General features: G+C 70.5%; 15 protein-coding genes and 1 pseudogene. All 16 read left to right on the top strand.

The annotated features are described in order from the left end of the window. Window positions 1-5 precede the first annotated feature (5 nt). The 16 genes and pseudogenes from KA711_09045 (at window position 6) to KA711_09120 (ending at window position 16,759) form a co-directional block, all read left to right on the top strand. Entirely contained in the window at window positions 6-473 is a 468-nt protein-coding gene (locus KA711_09045) for a VOC family protein (protein MCM0609130.1), read from the top strand. Between the two features lie 89 nt (window positions 474-562). After that, window positions 563-1,294, top strand: coding sequence for a tellurite resistance TerB family protein (locus tag KA711_09050; protein ID MCM0609131.1), 732 nt, complete (start codon window positions 563-565; stop codon window positions 1,292-1,294). Between the two features lie 160 nt (window positions 1,295-1,454). Further along, window positions 1,455-1,999 (top strand): annotated as a pseudogene (locus KA711_09055) (LysR family transcriptional regulator). Further along, window positions 1,996-3,435 (top strand): 3-isopropylmalate dehydratase large subunit, encoded by a 1,440-nt coding sequence (gene leuC, locus KA711_09060; GenBank protein ID MCM0609132.1) that lies wholly within the window; start codon window positions 1,996-1,998, stop codon window positions 3,433-3,435. Before KA711_09055 ends, leuC begins: the two are co-directional and overlap by 4 nt. Before the next feature lie 73 nt (window positions 3,436-3,508). Further along, a complete protein-coding gene (gene leuD, locus KA711_09065) occupies window positions 3,509-4,159 on the top strand; it encodes a 3-isopropylmalate dehydratase small subunit (GenBank protein MCM0609133.1) in 651 nt (216 codons plus the stop codon). Window positions 4,160-4,173: 14 nt separating this feature from the next. Continuing rightward, a complete protein-coding gene (gene leuB, locus KA711_09070; GenBank protein ID MCM0609134.1) occupies window positions 4,174-5,280 on the top strand; it encodes a 3-isopropylmalate dehydrogenase in 1,107 nt (368 codons plus the stop codon). Between the two features lie 361 nt (window positions 5,281-5,641). Then, window positions 5,642-6,787 carry an aspartate-semialdehyde dehydrogenase gene (gene asd, locus KA711_09075; protein MCM0609135.1) on the top strand — a complete coding sequence of 382 codons (1,146 nt, stop codon included), beginning with the start codon at window positions 5,642-5,644 and terminating at the stop codon, window positions 6,785-6,787. A 206-nt stretch (window positions 6,788-6,993) separates the two neighbouring features. Continuing rightward, complete coding sequence (locus KA711_09080; protein ID MCM0609136.1) at window positions 6,994-9,447, top strand: hypothetical protein; 2,454 nt, start codon at window positions 6,994-6,996, stop codon at window positions 9,445-9,447. A gap of 7 nt (window positions 9,448-9,454) precedes the next feature. Next, window positions 9,455-10,258 (top strand): tRNA pseudouridine(38-40) synthase TruA, encoded by an 804-nt coding sequence (truA, locus tag KA711_09085; GenBank protein ID MCM0609137.1) that lies wholly within the window; start codon window positions 9,455-9,457, stop codon window positions 10,256-10,258. Window positions 10,259-10,274: 16 nt separating this feature from the next. Further along, complete coding sequence (locus KA711_09090) at window positions 10,275-10,946, top strand: phosphoribosylanthranilate isomerase (protein ID MCM0609138.1); 672 nt, start codon at window positions 10,275-10,277, stop codon at window positions 10,944-10,946. A gap of 16 nt (window positions 10,947-10,962) precedes the next feature. Continuing rightward, window positions 10,963-12,231, top strand: a complete 1,269-nt coding sequence (trpB, locus tag KA711_09095) for a tryptophan synthase subunit beta (GenBank protein MCM0609139.1) — start codon at window positions 10,963-10,965, stop codon at window positions 12,229-12,231. A gap of 76 nt (window positions 12,232-12,307) precedes the next feature. Further along, window positions 12,308-13,129, top strand: coding sequence for a tryptophan synthase subunit alpha (gene trpA / locus KA711_09100; GenBank protein ID MCM0609140.1), 822 nt, complete (start codon window positions 12,308-12,310; stop codon window positions 13,127-13,129). Window positions 13,130-13,157: 28 nt separating this feature from the next. Continuing rightward, complete coding sequence (locus KA711_09105) at window positions 13,158-14,030, top strand: acetyl-CoA carboxylase carboxyltransferase subunit beta (GenBank protein MCM0609141.1); 873 nt, start codon at window positions 13,158-13,160, stop codon at window positions 14,028-14,030. A 111-nt stretch (window positions 14,031-14,141) separates the two neighbouring features. Next, complete coding sequence (gene folC / locus KA711_09110) at window positions 14,142-15,470, top strand: bifunctional tetrahydrofolate synthase/dihydrofolate synthase (protein ID MCM0609142.1); 1,329 nt, start codon at window positions 14,142-14,144, stop codon at window positions 15,468-15,470. A gap of 29 nt (window positions 15,471-15,499) precedes the next feature. Beyond that, complete coding sequence (locus KA711_09115; protein ID MCM0609143.1) at window positions 15,500-16,243, top strand: SPOR domain-containing protein; 744 nt, start codon at window positions 15,500-15,502, stop codon at window positions 16,241-16,243. 18 nt (window positions 16,244-16,261) lie between these two features. Continuing rightward, complete coding sequence (locus KA711_09120) at window positions 16,262-16,759, top strand: CvpA family protein (GenBank protein MCM0609144.1); 498 nt, start codon at window positions 16,262-16,264, stop codon at window positions 16,757-16,759. Window positions 16,760-16,761: the final 2 nt, after the last annotated feature.

Consider the following 16,761-nt stretch of genomic DNA (forward strand, 5'->3'; position numbering starts at 1 on the left):
TCCCCATGAGCGACACCAAGCCCTTCCGCATCCTCGGCATCCAGCAGATCGCCATCGGTGGCCCCGACAAGCAGCGGCTGAAGTCGCTGTGGGTCGACGTGCTGGGCCTCAAGGTCAAGAGCACGTTCGTCAGCGAGCGCGAGAACGTCGACGAGGACATCTGCGAGCTCGGCCGCGGCCCCACCGCCGTGGAGGTGGACCTGATGCAGCCGCTGGACCCCGACAAGAAGCCCGCCGTGCACAGCACGCCGCTCAACCACGTGGGCCTGTGGGTCGACGACCTGCCGGCCGCCGTGGCGTGGATGGCGGAAAACGGCGTGCGCTTCGCGCCGGGTGGCATCCGCCAGGGCGCGGCCGGCCATGACATCTGCTTCATCCACCCCAAGGGCAACGAGGAATTCCCGCTGGGCGGCGAGGGCGTGCTGATCGAGCTGGTGCAGGCGCCGCCCGAGGTGGTGGCGGCGCTGGGCTGAAAGGCGGTGTCCTCACGCCGCGCGGTGCGATGGCGGCGCTGGCTACAGTGAGGCATTGATCGCCTTTCCGGCTCCCAGGAGTGCCCCGCATGAACATCCAGTCCCTGCTCAACCAGATCCTCGGCAGCGGCGGCTCGCAGCCGGGCGGCTATGCCGGCCAAGGCCAGCGCCCCACGGGCGGCGAGAGCCACCTCGGCAAGTACCTCGTCGGCGGCGCGGCCGGTGGCGCCCTGGGTCTGCTGCTGGGCAGCAAGCGCGGCCGCAGCGTGGGCGGCAAGGCGCTGAAGTACGGCAGCGTGGCGGCGGTGGGCGCGCTGGCCTGGAAGCTTTACCAGGACCACCAGGCCAAGCAACAGGCCCAGCAGGCGCCTCAGGGCATGCCCCAGGGCCGGCCGATCACGGGCACCGTGCCCGTGCCGGGCTACGTGCCGCCGGCGCAGTCCGGCTTTGCCGCGCTGCCCGCGCCGCAGATGGAGCTGCACGCCCAGGCCATGCTCAAGGCCATGATCGCCGCCGCCAAGAGCGATGGCCACCTCGACGCGCGCGAACGCGAGTTGCTGCACGGCGAGATGGCGCGCCTGAACGCCGATGCCGAGACGCGCGCCTGGTTCGATGCCGAGATCGCCAAGCCCGTGGAGCCGGCCGAGGTGGCGGCCGCCGTCACGTCGCCCGAGATGGCGGCCGAGGTCTACCTGGCCAGCCTGCTGGTGGTGGACGAAACCACCACGATGGAGCGCGCCTACCTCGATGAGCTGGCGCGTCGCCTGCAACTGGCCCCCGGCCTGAAGGCCGACCTCGAGGCGCGCGCCGCGCAAGCCTGAGCACGGGCTGCACGCCGCGACCGGCCGGGTGGCGCCGGGGCGGTCGTCCAGGCCCTTCGTGAGGCGCGATGGTGCGAGGGCAAGGGCCATCTCGGATCGCGAAGGCTTGGTTCACAATCTGCGCAATCCGCCGCCTTCGGCGAAGGCCAAGGTGCGCCCCTTGCGTCTGGATCTCACCACCCTGAACCCTGTGCTGTCCACTGCCGACACCCGCAACATCACCCGCCGCGCCGAGCGCGGGCACCTGGCGCTGGCGGCGGCGAGCCAGCGCATCTCGGTTCTCGGGGCGCGATTCGGCGTGCAACTCTTCGAGCGCCGAGCCCCCGGCGTGGAGCCCGCCGAAGCCGGGCGTGCGTTGTTGCGCCCAGTGCGCCAGCTTCACGCCAAGCTGCACGCGCTGCCGAGCGAGGTCGTGGAGCTCAGCCGCGGCATCATGGGCCACCTGCGCATCGTGGCCAACGCCAGCGCCCTCAGCGAGTGCCTGCCACCGGCGCTGGCGCGCAGGAGCTGATGCGCGCCCGGGCCAAGGCGGCCGGCCGCCCGCTGAAGGCACGCCTGTCTGTGCGCGGCTTCGACGCCATCGCGCAGGCCGTCGAGGCCGGCCCGGGCGTGGCCGAGATGCCCGCCACCACGGCCGAGCCCCTGGCGCGCCTGCATGCCGTGGACGCCCTTGCCCAAGAATCCCCTGCTGGAGACCTTCCATGAGTTCCGTGAGCCATCCCGCCCGAACCCTGTACGACAAGCTCTGGGACGAGCACGTCGTGCACACCGAAGGCGACGGCACCACGGTGCTCTACATCGACCGCCACCTCGTCCACGAAGTCACCAGCCCGCAGGCCTTCGAGGGCTTGCGGCTGGCCGGCCGGCCGGTGTGGCGCAACAGCAGCATCGTCGCCACAGCGGATCACAACACGCCCACGCAGGGTTGGGAGCGCGGCTACGACGGCATCGAAGACCCCACCAGCAAGGCCCAGGTGCAGGCACTGGACGCCAACATCCGCGCATTCGGCGCCGCGGCGTACTTTCCGTTCCTCGACAAGCGCCAGGGCATCGTGCACGTCATCGGCCCCGAGAACGGCGCCACCCTGCCGGGCATGACGGTGGTCTGCGGCGACAGCCACACCAGCACGCACGGCGCCTTCGGCGCGCTGGCGCACGGCATCGGCACCAGCGAGGTCGAGCACGTGATGGCCACGCAGACGCTGCTGGCCAAGAAGGCGAAGAACATGCTCGTCAAGGTCGAGGGCACGCTCGGCCGCGGCGTCACGGCGAAAGACGTGGTGCTGGCCATCATCGGGCGCATCGGCACCGCCGGCGGCACCGGCTACACGATCGAGTTCGGCGGCAGCGCCATCCGCGCGCTCAGCATGGAAGGTCGCATGACGGTGTGCAACATGGCCATCGAGGCCGGTGCGCGCGCTGGGCTGGTGGCGGTGGACGAGAAGACGATCGACTACGTGCGCGGCCGGCCCTTCGCGCCAGGCGGCGCGGCCTTCGAGATGGCGGCCCGCTACTGGCGCACGCTGCAGTCCGACCCCGGCGCGCACTTCGACACCCTGGTGGAGCTCGATGCCGCGCAGATCCAGCCGCAGGTGACCTGGGGCACCAGCCCGGAGATGGTGCTGCCGGTGGACGGCCGCGTGCCCGACCCCGACAAGGAAGCCGACGCCGTCAAGCGAGGGGCCATCGAGCGCGCGCTGGTCTACATGGGTCTGCAGCCGAACAAGGCCATCACCGACATCACCGTCGACAAGGTGTTCATCGGCAGCTGCACCAACAGCCGCATCGAAGACCTGCGCGAGGCGGCTGCGGTGGTCAAGCGCCTGGGCCAGAAGGTGGCGGCCGGCGTGAAGGTGGCGATGGTGGTGCCCGGCTCCGGCCAGGTGAAGGCGCAGGCCGAAGCCGAGGGCCTGCACGAGGTGTTCAAGGCGGCAGGTTTCCAGTGGCGTGAGCCCGGCTGCAGCATGTGCCTGGCGATGAACGCCGACCGCCTGGAGCCTGGCGAGCGCTGCGCCAGCACCAGCAACCGCAACTTCGAGGGCCGCCAGGGCGCCGGCGGTCGCACGCACCTGGTGAGCCCGGCCATGGCCGCCGCCGCCGCGGTGCACGGCCACTTCGTCGACGTGCGCCGCTTCGTCTGAACCCCTTCCGTTCGGGCTGAGCTTGTCGAAGCCCACGCTCACCACCCCGAACGGAGACCGAGAGGAAGACCCCATGCAAGCCTTCACCGTGCACACCGGCCTCGTGGCCCCGATGGACCGCGCCAATGTCGACACCGACGCCATCATCCCCAAGCAGTTCCTCAAGAGCATCGCGCGCAGCGGCTTCGGCCCCAACCTGTTCGACGAGTGGCGCTACCTCGACAAGGGCGAGCCCGGGCAGGACGCCGCGCAGCGCAAGCCCAACCCCGACTTCGTGCTCAACCAGCCGCGGTACAGCGGCGCCAGCGTGCTGCTGTGCCGCCAGAACTTCGGTTGCGGCTCCAGCCGCGAGCACGCGCCCTGGGCGCTGGAGCAGTACGGTTTCCGCGCACTCATCGCGCCGAGCTTTGCCGACATCTTCTTCAACAACTGCTTCAAGAACGGCCTCCTGCCCATCGTGCTGCCAGAAGGCGTGGTGAGCCGGCTGTTCGACGAGGTTGCGGCCTTTCCGGGCTACCGGCTCACCATCGACCTGCCGCGCCAGGTGGTGGTCAAGCCCGACGGCGAGGAGATCCCGTTCGAGGTGCAGGCCTTCCGCAAATACTGCCTCGTCAACGGCTTCGACGACATCGGCCTGACGCTGCGGCACGCCGACAAGATCCGCGCCTTCGAGGCCGAGCGCCTGGCAAAGATGCCGTGGCTGGCCAAGACACAACTGGGTTGAGGAGACACAAGACCATGAAGATCGCCATCCTGCCGGGCGACGGCATCGGCACCGAGATCGTGCGCGAGGCCGTGCGTGTGCTCGACGCGCTGGAGCTGCGCTATGAGAGCGAAACTGCCCTCGTTGGCGGCGCTGCGTACGAGGCGCACGGCCACCCGCTGCCCGACAGCACGCTGCAGCTGGCCAAGGACGCCGACGCGGTGCTGTTCGGCGCCGTGGGCGACTGGAAGTACGACAAGCTCGAACGCCAGTTCCGCCCCGAGCAGGCCATCCTCGGCCTGCGCAAGCACCTGGGCCTGTTCGCCAACTTCCGCCCAGCGCTGTGCTACGAGCAGCTGTCGCACGCCTCGTCGCTGAAGCCCGAGCTGGTGGCGGGCCTGGACATCCTGATCATCCGCGAGCTCACCGGCGACATCTACTTCGGCCAGCCGCGCGGCCGCCGAACGGCGGTGGACGGGCACTTCCCGGGCGCCGAAGAAGCCTTCGACACGATGCGCTATAGCCGGCCGGAGATCGAGCGCATCGCGCACGTGGCGTTCCAGGCCGCACGCAAACGCAACAAGAAGGTGACGAGCGTCGACAAGGCCAACGTGCTGGAGACCTTCCAGTTCTGGAAGGACGTCGTCACCGAGGTGCACGCGCAGTACCCCGACGTGGAGCTGCAGCACATGTACGTCGACAACGCCGCCATGCAGCTGGTGAAGGCGCCGAAGGCTTTCGACGTCGTCGTCACCGGCAACATGTTCGGCGACATCCTGTCGGACGAAGCCGCCATGCTGACCGGCTCGATCGGCATGCTGCCCAGCGCCAGCCTCGACAAGAACGGCAAGGGCCTGTACGAGCCCAGCCACGGCAGCGCGCCCGACATCGCCGGTCAGGGTGTTGCAAACCCGCTGGCTACAATCTTGTCTGCTGCCATGATGCTCCGCTTCACGCTCAACCAGCCGGCTGCCGCCGACCGCATCGACACCGCCGTCAAGGCCGTGCTCGCGGCCGGCCTGCGCACGGCCGACATCTGGAGTGAAGGCACCACCAAGGTGGGCACGCGCGAGATGGGTGATGCGGTGGTTGCCGCCGTCCTGGACCAGAGCGCTGGCAAAACCATTACCAAGACCACCTAGGAGCGTGGGCGGCAGAAATCCAGCCCCGCGTTGGGCCGACTTCGGGGCCCAGGCCAGGCGCCGCGCGCAGCCCGGGCTGTGCGCCCGGGCCAGCGTGGCAACGCCGCATGGGCCCCGAAATCGGCCCAACCCGAAGGGCCGGGGCGGCCAAAGCCGCTGGCGGGTGTTGCGCCGCTGGCGCGGGCGTCAAGCCCGCGCTGCGCGACGCGCCTACGCCAGTGACTTTGGCCGCCCCGGCGCGGGGCTGGATTTCTGCCGCCCACGCTCCTAGGTCTCGGATCGTTTCGCCTCCACCCCAGGACCCCGGCGATTCGAACCGGGAACACCAGGGGTCCGAAACTCTCGGAAAAAGGCAATCAAGATGGCACTCTCTTCCAATCCCGTGGTCGGCCTCGTCGGCTGGCGCGGCATGGTCGGCTCGGTCCTCATGGACCGCATGCAGGCCGAAGGTGACTTCGCGCTCATCGAGCCGCTCTTCTTCAGCACCAGCAATGCCGGCGGTGCCGCACCTGTGCAGGCGAAGAACGAGAAGAAGCTGTTCGACGCCAACGACATCGGCGCGCTGAAGCGCTGCGACGTGGTCATCACCGCGCAGGGCGGCGAGTACACCAAGGCCGTCTACCCGCAGCTGCGCGCCGCCGGCTGGAAGGGCTACTGGATCGACGCCGCCAAGACGCTGCGCATGAACGACGACGCGGTCATCATCCTCGATCCCGTCAACATGCACGTGATCCAGAACGCGCTGGCCAAGGGCGTGAAGGACTACGTCGGCGGTAACTGCACCGTCAGCTGCATGCTGATGGGCCTGGGCGCCCTCTTCAAGGCCGATCTGGTGGAGTGGATGACGGCCACCACCTACCAGGCCGCCAGCGGCGGTGGCGCGCAGCACATGCGCGAGCTGCTCACGCAGTACGGCACGCTGAACGCGGCCGTGCGGCCGCTGCTCGACGACCCCGCCAGCGCCATCCTCGAGATCGACCGCCAGGTGGCGGCCACGCAGCGTGGCCTCAGTGCAGAAGAGACGAAGAACTTCATGGTGCCGCTGGGCGGCAGCCTGATCCCCTGGATCGACGTCGACCGCGGTGACGGCACCAGCCTGGAGGAGTGGAAGGGCGGCGCCGAGACGAACAAGATCCTCGGTCGGGGCCCGGGCTTCGCCGGCACGGCGGCCATCCCCATCGACAGCACCTGCGTGCGCGTCGGCGCCATGCGCTGCCACAGCCAGAGCCTGAGCATCAAGCTGAAGAAGAACGTGCCGCTGGCCGACGTCGAGCAGATGATCCGCGCCGACAACGCCTGGGTGCGCTTCGTGCCCAACACCCGAGAGGCCACCGTGCGCGGCCTCACGCCGGTGGCGGTGACGGGCACGATGGACATCGCGGTGGGCCGCGTGCGCAAGCTGGCGCTCGGCGACGATTACCTGGGTGCCTTCACCATCGGCGACCAGCTGCTGTGGGGCGCCGCCGAGCCGCTGCGCCGCATGCTGCGCATCTTGCTGCAGGCCTGATGCGGCGGACGGTGGGCCGTTGCCTTTGGTCAAGCGCTGTGCCGCCCCGTGAAGCAAAGGCTTGCAGCCCCGTCAATGTCAGGCTCCCTGCGAGATTCAGCGCCAATATGCCCGATACTTTTGCGTTTTCGCCATTCACGCCGCCTGGTGCGCAGCGCCCAGGGGGCATGGTGCGCGCGCTGACGTGTCACGAAGCAGGGCTGCCCATGCAGGGAACAGCGGCCCTTTGGCCTGGGGGATCCGCCTTGAATCAACGCTTGAAGTCCACGGTGCGGTCTGCGCTCCGAGGCATCGCTGTCGCCGCCGCCTGTCTCTGGGGCAGCCAGGTCTGGGCCCTGGGCCTGGGCCGTCTTCAGCTGCAATCCGCCCTCGGCGAGACCCTGCGCGCCGAGATCGAGGTCACCAGCATCACGGCCGAAGAAGCCGCCTCGTTGCGCTTGCGCGTGGCGCCGCCGGAGGTGTACCGCGCTTCCGGTGTCGACTACAACGCCGTGCTGCCCGGCACCTCCGTGCAGCTGGTGCAGCGCAATGGGCAGCAGGTGCTGGAGGTGCGCAGCGAGCGGGCCGTGCTCGATCCCTTCGTCGGCCTGATCGTCGAGGCCACCTGGGCCAGCGGCCAGCTGGTGCGCGACTACTCGATGCTGTTCGACGCGCCGCAGGCGCGTCCCGCCGCGCAGGTGCCGGCCGAAGCGTCGGCCGTGGCCGCGCCCGCGTCGGCCACGATCACGCCCCTGGCGCCGCCGTCGGTCACCCCGGCGTCGGCCCCGGCCTCGGCGCCGCTGGCGGCCGCGCCGACGCCCGCCCCTGTGGCGGCGCGGCCCAGGCAGGGCAGGGACCCGGTGCGCGTCGTATGGGGCGATACGCTGTCGCGAGTCGCCGGTCGCACCGTGCCCGCGGGGGTGTCGCTCGACCAGATGCTGGTGGCGCTGTTCCGCGCCAACCCGCAGGCCTTCATGGGCGAAAACATGAACCGGCTCAAGGCCGGCAGCCTGCTCACCGTGCCGTCGGCTGAAGTGGCGAGCCAGGTGTCGCCTGCCGAAGCGCGGCAGATCATCCTGGCGCACAGCGCTGATTTCGACGCCTACCGCCGGCGTCTGGCCCAGGGCATCACGGCTGCGCCAGTGGACACGCCGGCGCGTCGGGCCACTGGTCAGGTGCGGGCCCAGGTCGAAGACCGCCGCCCCGGAGCCGCCTCGGCGCCCGAGCGGCTGATCCTGTCGCAGGGTGGGGTCAAGCCCACATCGCCCGAGGCGCAGGTCTCCAGGGAAACCGAGCGCAAGGAAGCCAGCACGCGCATCGCGGAGATGTCGCGCAACGTCGACCAACTGAAGCAACTGCAGCAGGGGCCAGGCGCCGCCGTCCCGGCAGCCCCGGGTTCCGCCCCAGCCAGGTCGTCCTCCCCCCCGGTTGCAGCGGCACCCCGCTTGCCGGCCTCAGCGCCGCCGCCGGCGTCTGCTCCCGCCGCTCCTGCCAAGCCCCTGGCGCCGGTCTCCCAGGCCGACAGCGGCGGGTTCCTGGATTCATTGAGCGGGAACTCGCTGCTCCTGCCTGCCGGCGGTGCGTTGCTGCTGCTGCTGAGTGGACTGACCGCTTACCGCCTGCTGGGCAAGCTGCGCAAGCTGTCCAGCGAGACCTCCTTCCTGAAGAGCCGACTGCAGCCCGACAGTTTCTTCGGCGCCAGCGGAGGCCAGCGCATCGACACGCATCAGGCCGCCGCCAGCGCCACGGGCGGCACCTCGTCGATGAGCTACTCGCTCAGCCAGCTCGACGCCATCGGTGACGTCGACCCCGTGGCCGAGGCCGACGTCTACCTGGCCTATGGCCGCGATCTGCAGGCCGAGGAGATCCTCAAGGAGGCCATGCGCTCAAACCCCGAGCGCATGGCCATTCGCAGCAAGCTCCTGGAGGTGTACGCCAAGCGGCGCGACATCAAGAGCTTCGAACTCCTGGCCACCCAGATGTTCAACCTCACCCGCGGCGAAGGCGAGGACTGGACGAATGCGCAGGAGCTCGGCCGTAGCATCGACCCGGACAACCCCCTGTATCAGCCGGGCGGCAAGCCCGAAGGTGAGTCCGGCCCCGTGGCCCAGGCGACGGAGCCGCTCGGCGCGCCCACCCTGCCCCAGACAGCAGCTTCGCAGCCGCCGGACTTCGAGCCCGCGGTTGACGCCGTCCTGGATGGCATCGACCTGGAACTCGACCTCGGTGGCGACACCCCGCCTCGCCCCGTCGAGACGACGCAGCCTGTCCCCCCGCAGGTCGCGCTCGAGCCCGAGTCCGGGACGGTGCGCGTTGATCAGCCGGCCCCTGCCCGCCGCGAAGAGCAATCGCAGCCAGGGTCGCCGGACAAGCCCACGCCAGCGGCCAAGCCGGACGTCAGCCTGGATTTCGACCTCGACGCTCAGCCCGACGCGGCGCAGGCACCTGCCGCGGCCCCGGTGGAGTCGGAGGCGGGCAGCCTGCTCGACTTCGGCGCCGAGCCGGCGGCGCCGGGCGACAGCACCGCCGACGGCCCGCTGGCGCGCAAACTGGAGCTGGCCGAGGAGTTCCGCCAGATCGGCGACCTTGAAGGTGCCCGAGACCTGCTCGACGAGGTCGTGTCCAAGGCCGACGGTGCACTGAAGGCCAAGGCCCTGGGCATGCTCGAAAAGCTGGGTTGACGCACGAATGCCGTCGCGCCTGGCGCTCGGCGTCAGCTACCGCGGCGGCGCCTACCACGGCTGGCAGAGCCAGCCTGGCTGCCGCACCGTGCAGGACGCGCTGGAGCAGGCGCTGGCCGCGTTTGCCGACCAGCCTGTGCGTACCGTGTGCGCCGGTCGCACCGATGCCGGCGTGCACGCGCTGAACCAGGTGGTGCACGCCGACGTCGCCGTCGAGCGCGAAGCGTTCTCGTGGGTGCGGGGCACCAACCGATTCCTGCCGGCTGACATCGCCGTGCAATGGGCGATGCCGGTCGGCGAGCGATTCCACGCCCGCAACGGCGCGCTCGGCCGGCGCTACCGCTACCTGCTGCGCGAGTCGCCCGCGCGGCCGGCGCTCGATGCCGGCCTCGTGGGCTGGACCTTCCGGCCGCTGGATGCCGTCGCGCTCCGCGAAGCGGCTGCTCACCTCGTCGGCACGCACGACTTCAGCTCATTCCGTTCCAGCGCCTGTCAGTCGCCGACGCCGGTGAAGACGCTCAAGCGCATCGACATCGCTTTCCGCGGCCAGCCCATGGCCGGCTGGTGGACCTTCGAATTCGACGGCAACGCCTTCCTGCACCACATGGTGCGCAACCTCATGGGCAGCCTGGTGATGGTGGGCAGCGGCCGCCGGCCGCCGGGCTGGATGGCCGAGGTGCTGACCGCGCGCGACCGCGACGCCGCCGCACCCACCTTCAGTCCCGACGGGCTGTGCTTCCTGGGGCCGTACTACGATCCTGCGCTCGGCATCCCCGAGACCGTGGCTGCCGCGCCCTGGCTGATGCCCTGACCCTGGCCCGAGCCCCATGCACCGTACCCGCATCAAATTCTGCGGCTTCACGCGAGAGACCGATGTCGACGCCGCCTGTGCGGCCGGCGCCGACGCGCTGGGCTTCAACCTCTACGCCAAGAGCCCGCGCGCCGTGACGCCGACGAGGGCGCGCGAGCTGGTGGCCCGCATGCCGCCCTTCGTGACGCCGGTGCTGCTGTTCGTCAACGCCACCCCGGCCGAAGTGGCCGCGGGCGTGCAGGCCGTGCCGCAGGCGGTGCTGCAGTTTCACGGTGACGAGACCCCGGCCTTCTGCCAGAGCGTCAGCGAGGCGGCGGCAAGACCTTATCTGCGCGCCGTGCGCATGGGGACGCCAGGCTCGGGCCACGAGGTCGATTTGTTAGACTGCGCCGCGCGCTACGCCAGCGCCCAGGCCCTGCTGCTCGACGCCTTCGTCGAGGGTTTCGGTGGCGGTGGGAAGGTCTTCGATTGGTCACTCATTCCACGCAACGTGCCCGCTCCGGTCGTTTTGTCTGGTGGGTTGAATCCTGCCAATGTGACCGATGGCGTGCGGCTCGTCCGGCCCTGGGCCGTTGACGTGAGCTCCGGCGTGGAGCAGGCCAAGGGCGTGAAGGACGCCGGCCTGATGCGCCGGTTTTGCCAGGCGGTGCGCGAGGCCGATGCCCGCATCGCCGAAGCCGCCCTCTAGAGGACCCATCCGCATCATGTTCGAGTACCAGCAGCCCGACGCGCGCGGGCACTTCGGCCCCGTGGCCGGACCCAACGGCCAGCCCAGCTTCTACGGCGGCACCTTCGTTGCCGAGACCCTCGTTCATGCGCTGGCCGAGCTCGAGGCGGCCTACACGGCGTACAGCGAGGATCCCGAGTTTGTGGCCGAGTTCCGGCATGAGCTGGCGCACTTCGTGGGCCGGCCCAGCCCGATCTACCACGCCGTGCGCCTGAGCCGCGAGCTCGGCGGCGCGCAGATCCACCTCAAGCGCGAGGACCTCAACCACACCGGCGCGCACAAGGTCAACAACACCATCGGCCAGGCGCTGCTGGCGCGCCGCATGGGCAAGCCGCGCGTGATCGCCGAGACGGGCGCCGGCCAGCACGGCGTGGCCACCGCCACGATCTGCGCCCGCTACGGCATGGAGTGCGTGGTCTACATGGGTTCGGAGGACGTCAAGCGCCAGAGCCCCAACGTCTACCGCATGCACCTGCTGGGTGCCCGCGTCGTGCCCGTCGAGAGCGGCAGCAAGACGCTGAAGGACGCGCTCAACGAGGCGCTGCGCGACTGGGTCACGAACGTCGAGAACACCTTCTACATCATCGGCACCGTGGCCGGCCCGCACCCCTACCCGATGATGGTGCGCGACTTCCAGCGCGTGATCGGCGACGAGTGCATCGAGCAGATGCAGCGCCAGGTGGGTCGCCAGCCCGACGCGGTGCTGGCCTGCGTGGGTGGTGGCAGCAACGCCATGGGCATCTTCTACCCCTACATCCCGCAAGAGGGCACGCGCCTCATCGGTGTGGAGGCGGCCGGGCAGGGCATCGCCAGTGGCCGCCACGCGGCCAGCCTCTCGGCCGGCACGCCCGGCGTGCTGCACGGCAACCGCACCTACCTGCTGCAGGACGACAACGGCCAGATCACCGAGACGCACAGCATCAGCGCCGGCCTCGACTACCCCGGTGTCGGCCCCGAGCACGCCTACCTCAAGGACATCGGCCGCGCCGAGTACGTGGGCGTGACGGATGCCGAGGCGCTGGAGGCCTTCCACCGCCTGTGCCGCACCGAGGGCATCATCCCGGCGCTGGAAAGCAGCCACGCCGTGGCCCATGCGATGAAGCTGGCGGCCACGATGCGCCCCGACCAGCATCTGCTCGTCAACCTCAGCGGCCGTGGCGACAAGGACATCGGCACCGTGGCCGACCTGACCGGCGCCGAGTTCTACTGCCGGCCGTCCTGCCGCGGCCAGAGCGTGAAGCAATGAGCTCCCACACTCGCTATCGCTCGCTGCCCGCCGAGGGGGCGTCCGGCCACCTTGGGGTGGCCCTGCGGAGGCCGCAATGAGCCGCATCGCCACCACGCTGGCCGCGCTCAAGGCCCAGGGCCGCAAGGCGCTGATTCCGTACGTGACCGCCGGCGATCCCTACGCCGACGTCACGCCGCAGATCATGCAGGCGTTGGCCGACGGCGGCGCCGACATCATCGAGCTTGGCGTGCCGTTCTCCGACCCCATGGCCGACGGTCCCGTCATCCAGAAGGCGAGCGAACGCGCGCTGGCGCGTGGCATCGGTGTGCCGCAGGTGCTGGCGATGGTGCGCGAGTTCCGTCGCACCAACCAGGCCACGCCGGTGGTGCTGATGGGCTACGCAAATCCAGTGGAGCGTTATGACCAGAAGCACGGCCACCCTGGTGAAGACAGCGCATTCGTGCGCGCCGCAGCCGAGGCCGGCGTCGATGGCCTCCTGATCGTCGACTACCCGCCCGAGGAGTGCGAGGCTTTCTCCGCGCAACTCAGGCAAGCCGGCCTGGACCTCATCTTCCTGCTCGCTCCGACCAGCACCGACGCGCGGATGGCCCAGGTCGGCCGCGTGGCCAGCGGCTACGTCTACTACGTGTCGCTCAAGGGCGTCACGGGCGCGGGTCACCTGGACACCGAGGCCGTGGCGCAGATGGTGCCCCGCATCCGCGCCCACGTGAGCGTGCCAGTGGGCGTGGGCTTCGGCATCCGCGACGCCGCCAGCGCCCGGGCTGTGGCGGCGGTGTCGGACGCCGTGGTGATCGGCACCCGTCTGATCCAGCTGATCGAATCCCAAACCCGCGAGAATGCGCCCCTCGCGGCCCGCGCCTTCATGGCCGAGATCCGCGCTGCGCTCGACGCCTGAGCGCCAACCCCACCAGGAGCACGTTCCCATGAGCTGGCTCGAAAAACTGCTGCCGCCGAAGATCCAGCCCACCGACCCGGCCGAGCGCCGCGCGGTGCCCGAGGGGTTGTGGATCAAGTGCCCGTCGTGCGAGACGGTGCTCTACAAAGCCGACCTTGAAGGCAACCTCAACGTCTGCCCCAAGTGCGACCACCACCATCGCATCGGCGCTCGCAAGCGGCTCGATGCCTTCCTCGACCCCGAGGGCCGCTGGGAGATCGGGCAGGAGGTGCTGCCGGTCGACGCACTGAAGTTCAAGGACAGCAAGAAGTACCCGCTGCGCCTGAAGGCCGCGCTGGAGCTCACCGGCGAAACCGACGCATTGGTGGTGCTGGGCGGCGCCGTGATGAGCGTGCCGGTCGTGGCTGCCTGCTTCGAGTTCGAGTTCATGGGCGGCAGCATGGGCAGCGTGGTGGGCGAGCGCTTCACGCGTGGCGTGGAGGCCGCGGTGGAGCAGAAGGTGCCCTTCGTGAGCTTCACGGCCACCGGGGGCGCACGCATGCAGGAGGGCCTGCTGAGCCTGCTCCAGATGGCCAAGACCAACGCCGCGCTCACCCGTCTGGCCAAGGCGAATCTGCCCTACATCAGCGTGCTCACCGACCCCACGATGGGCGGCGTGTCGGCCAGCTTCGCCTTCATGGGCGACGTGGTCATCGCAGAGCCCAAGGCGCTGATCGGTTTCGCCGGTCCGCGCGTGATCGAAAACACCGTGCGCGAGAAGCTGCCCGAGGGCTTCCAGCGCAGCGAGTTCCTGCTCGGCACCGGCGCGCTCGACATGATCTGCGACCGCCGCCAGCTGCGGCCCACCGTGGCGCGGCTGCTGGCGCTGTTGCAGCGGCAGTCGGCCGACGCCGTGGCGTAGGCCGCCCACGACCGCGCCCCAGCCCTCCACCGTTCGGGCTGAGCCTGTCGAAGCCCACGAGAACCACGGGCGCTTCGACAGGCTCAGCGCGAACGGATCTCTGCGACTGAGATGACCGATCGCCCATCCCTATCCGACTGGCTCGCGCACTGCGCCGCCATGCACCCCAAGACCCTGGACCTGTCGCTGGAGCGCACGGTCCAGGTGGCCCGCGCCTTGGGCATCCACTTCGAAGTGCCCGTCATCACGGTGGCCGGCACCAACGGCAAGGGCAGCACCTGCGCCATGCTCGAGAGCATCCTGCGCCACGCCGGCTACCGCACCGGCCTGTACCAGAAGCCCGAGCTGGTGCGGTTCACCGAGCGCTGCAAGATCAACGGCCAAGCGGTCGACGAGGTGCTGCTGCTGCCCCACTTCGAGGCCGTGGAGCGCGCACGCGGCGACACCACGCTCACGCAGTTCGAGTTCACCACCCTGGCCATCGCGCGCTGCTTGTCGATGGCCGAGGTGGACGTCGTCATCCTCGAGGTCGGCCTGGGCGGGCGCTACGACAGCGTCAACGCCTTCGACTGCGACTGCGCCGTCATCACCAGCATCGACCTCGACCACATGGAGTGGCTGGGCCCCGACCGCGAGACCATTGGCCTGGAGAAGGCGCAGATCATGCGCCCCGGCCGCCCCTGCGTGGTGAGCGACCCGCTGCCGCCGGCCAGCGTGGTGGGTCACGGCGAGTCCATCGGCGCCGACCTGTGGCTGGTGGGCCGCGACTTCAACCACCAGGGCGACCGCCAGCAGTGGAGCTGGAACGGTCGCGGCCGCCGCTACAGCGGCATGGGCTATCCGGCGCTGCGCGGCGCCAACCAGCTGATCAACGCTTCCGGCGCCATCGCGGCGCTGATCGCATTGAAGGACCGGCTGCCGATCAACGCCCAGGCCGTGCGCACGGGCCTGGCGCTGGTGGATCTGCCCGGCCGCTTCCAGATCGTGCCCGGCCAGCCCACGCTGGTGCTGGATGTGGCCCACAACCCGCAGTCGGTGGGCGCGCTGGCTGCCAACCTCGACGCGATGGGCTACTACCCACGGACGCACGCGGTCTTCGGTGCGATGGCCGACAAGGACATCCCGGCGCTCCTGGGCCGCATCGCTGCGCTGGTGGACAGCTGGCATCTGTGTCCCTTGCCCAGCGCGCGTTCGGCGAAGCTCGACGACCTCGTGGCGATGGTGGGCGCCGCGGCCGCAGGGCGCATCGGCGGCACACCCGCGGTGCACCGGCATGGCGATCCTGCCGCGGCCCTGGCGGCCGCCGTGGCCGCGGCCGACCCCGCCGATAGAATCGTCGTTTTCGGGTCGTTCTACACGGTGGGCGGCGTGCTCAAGGCGGGCCTGCCGCGGCTCGGCGCCCCGCACGCCGCACCGCCATCGGCACCCACACCCGGCTGATCCGGCCCCGAATCCCCGCCCCAGACCGCATGCGACTGCCGTTCTTCCGCGCCAAGGACACGGCCTCCGAGCCCACACCGCCGCAACGGCCGAAGCGTTCCTCGGGTGCACCACCGCCGCCCGACGACGCCACCATCGCTGCTGCGCGCACGCAGGCGCGGCGCCGGCTGGTGGGGGCGGTGCTGCTGCTGACGGTGGGCGTGATCGGCTTCCCGCTGCTTTTCGAGACCCAGCCCCGGCCGCTGCCGCGGGACACGCCGATCGTGCTCTCGGCCGAGGCCCAGGCCGCCCGTGCTGCGGCCACGCCCGTGGCGCCGCCGCCCTTGGTGCCCGCCGACGCTGGCGTGGAGCCGGTGGCGCCGGGCCTGGCCGCCAACGCGGCATCCCAGCCGGCGGCCGCGGCAACGGCGGCTGTGAAGCCGCCGACCGCCGTCCCGGCCGCATCGAAGCCGACCGCCTCGAAACCCACCGCGTCCGCCGCGCCCCCGCCCGCAAGCCCCGCCGCACGCGCCTCGGCCCCGACTGCCGCGCCCAAGGCTGCCGCTGGCCGTTGGATCGTGCAGGTCGGGGCCTACAACGACATGGAGCGCCTGCGCGCCGCCCGCGCCAAGCTGCAGTTGCTGGGCTATGCCAGCTACACGCAGGACGTCGACTCGCCCACTGGCAAGCGCACCCGCGTGCGTGTGGGCCCGTTCAAGAGCCGCGCCGAGGCCGACGCGGTGGCCGCCCGCGTCAAGGCTGCCGGCCTGCAGGCCGCGGTGCTGGCGCCCTGATTCACCCCGGCCATGACGCTGCCGGACCTCGGCTTCGTCGACTGGGCCTTGCTGGGGGTGCTGGCAGCGTCGGTGGTGGTGGGTCTCGTCCGCGGTTTTGTGTTTGAACTGCTGTCGCTGGCAGGCTGGCTGGTGGCCTGGTTTGCCGCCCAGTGGGGCTCGCCGCAGCTGGCGCCGCACTTGCCGGTGGGCACACCGGGCTCGGGACTGAATGCCGGGGTGTCCTTCGCGCTGGCCTTCGTGGTCGCGCTGCTGGCCTGGGCGCTGCTGGCGCGGCTGGTGCGCCTCCTGATCCATGCCACGCCGCTCTCCATCCCCGACCGGCTGCTGGGCGCGCTGTTCGGTGCTCTGCGCGGCGGCGTGCTGCTGCTGGCGCTGGCCACCGTGCTGGCGCTCACGCCGGCCTCACAATCGGCGGCGTGGCAGGGCTCGCACGGTGCGCGCTGGCTGCACCAGGGCCTGGCGGCGCTGAAGCCGCTGCTGCCCGAGGCCGTTTCCCGGCACATCCGAACCTGAGG

The sequence above is a fragment of the Ideonella sp. WA131b genome (genome assembly GCA_023657425.1).
GTDB lineage: Bacteria > Pseudomonadota > Gammaproteobacteria > Burkholderiales > Burkholderiaceae_C > Rubrivivax.

What these genes read in the sequence shown, in the direction of transcription:
- KA711_09080 (MCM0609136.1), top strand. Translation starts at nt 6,994, where the DNA reads ATGCAGGGAACAGCGGCCCTTTGGCCTGGGGGATCCGCCTTGAATCAA.
- trpA (MCM0609140.1), top strand. Translation starts at nt 12,308, where the DNA reads ATGAGCCGCATCGCCACCACGCTGGCCGCGCTCAAGGCCCAGGGCCGC.
- asd (MCM0609135.1), top strand. Translation starts at nt 5,642, where the DNA reads ATGGCACTCTCTTCCAATCCCGTGGTCGGCCTCGTCGGCTGGCGCGGC.
- trpB (MCM0609139.1), top strand. Translation starts at nt 10,963, where the DNA reads ATGTTCGAGTACCAGCAGCCCGACGCGCGCGGGCACTTCGGCCCCGTG.
- folC (MCM0609142.1), top strand. Translation starts at nt 14,142, where the DNA reads ATGACCGATCGCCCATCCCTATCCGACTGGCTCGCGCACTGCGCCGCC.
- KA711_09045 (MCM0609130.1), top strand. Translation starts at nt 6, where the DNA reads ATGAGCGACACCAAGCCCTTCCGCATCCTCGGCATCCAGCAGATCGCC.
- leuD (MCM0609133.1), top strand. Translation starts at nt 3,509, where the DNA reads ATGCAAGCCTTCACCGTGCACACCGGCCTCGTGGCCCCGATGGACCGC.
- KA711_09105 (MCM0609141.1), top strand. Translation starts at nt 13,158, where the DNA reads ATGAGCTGGCTCGAAAAACTGCTGCCGCCGAAGATCCAGCCCACCGAC.
- KA711_09050 (MCM0609131.1), top strand. Translation starts at nt 563, where the DNA reads ATGAACATCCAGTCCCTGCTCAACCAGATCCTCGGCAGCGGCGGCTCG.
- truA (MCM0609137.1), top strand. Translation starts at nt 9,455, where the DNA reads ATGCCGTCGCGCCTGGCGCTCGGCGTCAGCTACCGCGGCGGCGCCTAC.
- KA711_09115 (MCM0609143.1), top strand. Translation starts at nt 15,500, where the DNA reads ATGCGACTGCCGTTCTTCCGCGCCAAGGACACGGCCTCCGAGCCCACA.
- leuB (MCM0609134.1), top strand. Translation starts at nt 4,174, where the DNA reads ATGAAGATCGCCATCCTGCCGGGCGACGGCATCGGCACCGAGATCGTG.
- leuC (MCM0609132.1), top strand. Translation starts at nt 1,996, where the DNA reads ATGAGTTCCGTGAGCCATCCCGCCCGAACCCTGTACGACAAGCTCTGG.
- KA711_09090 (MCM0609138.1), top strand. Translation starts at nt 10,275, where the DNA reads ATGCACCGTACCCGCATCAAATTCTGCGGCTTCACGCGAGAGACCGAT.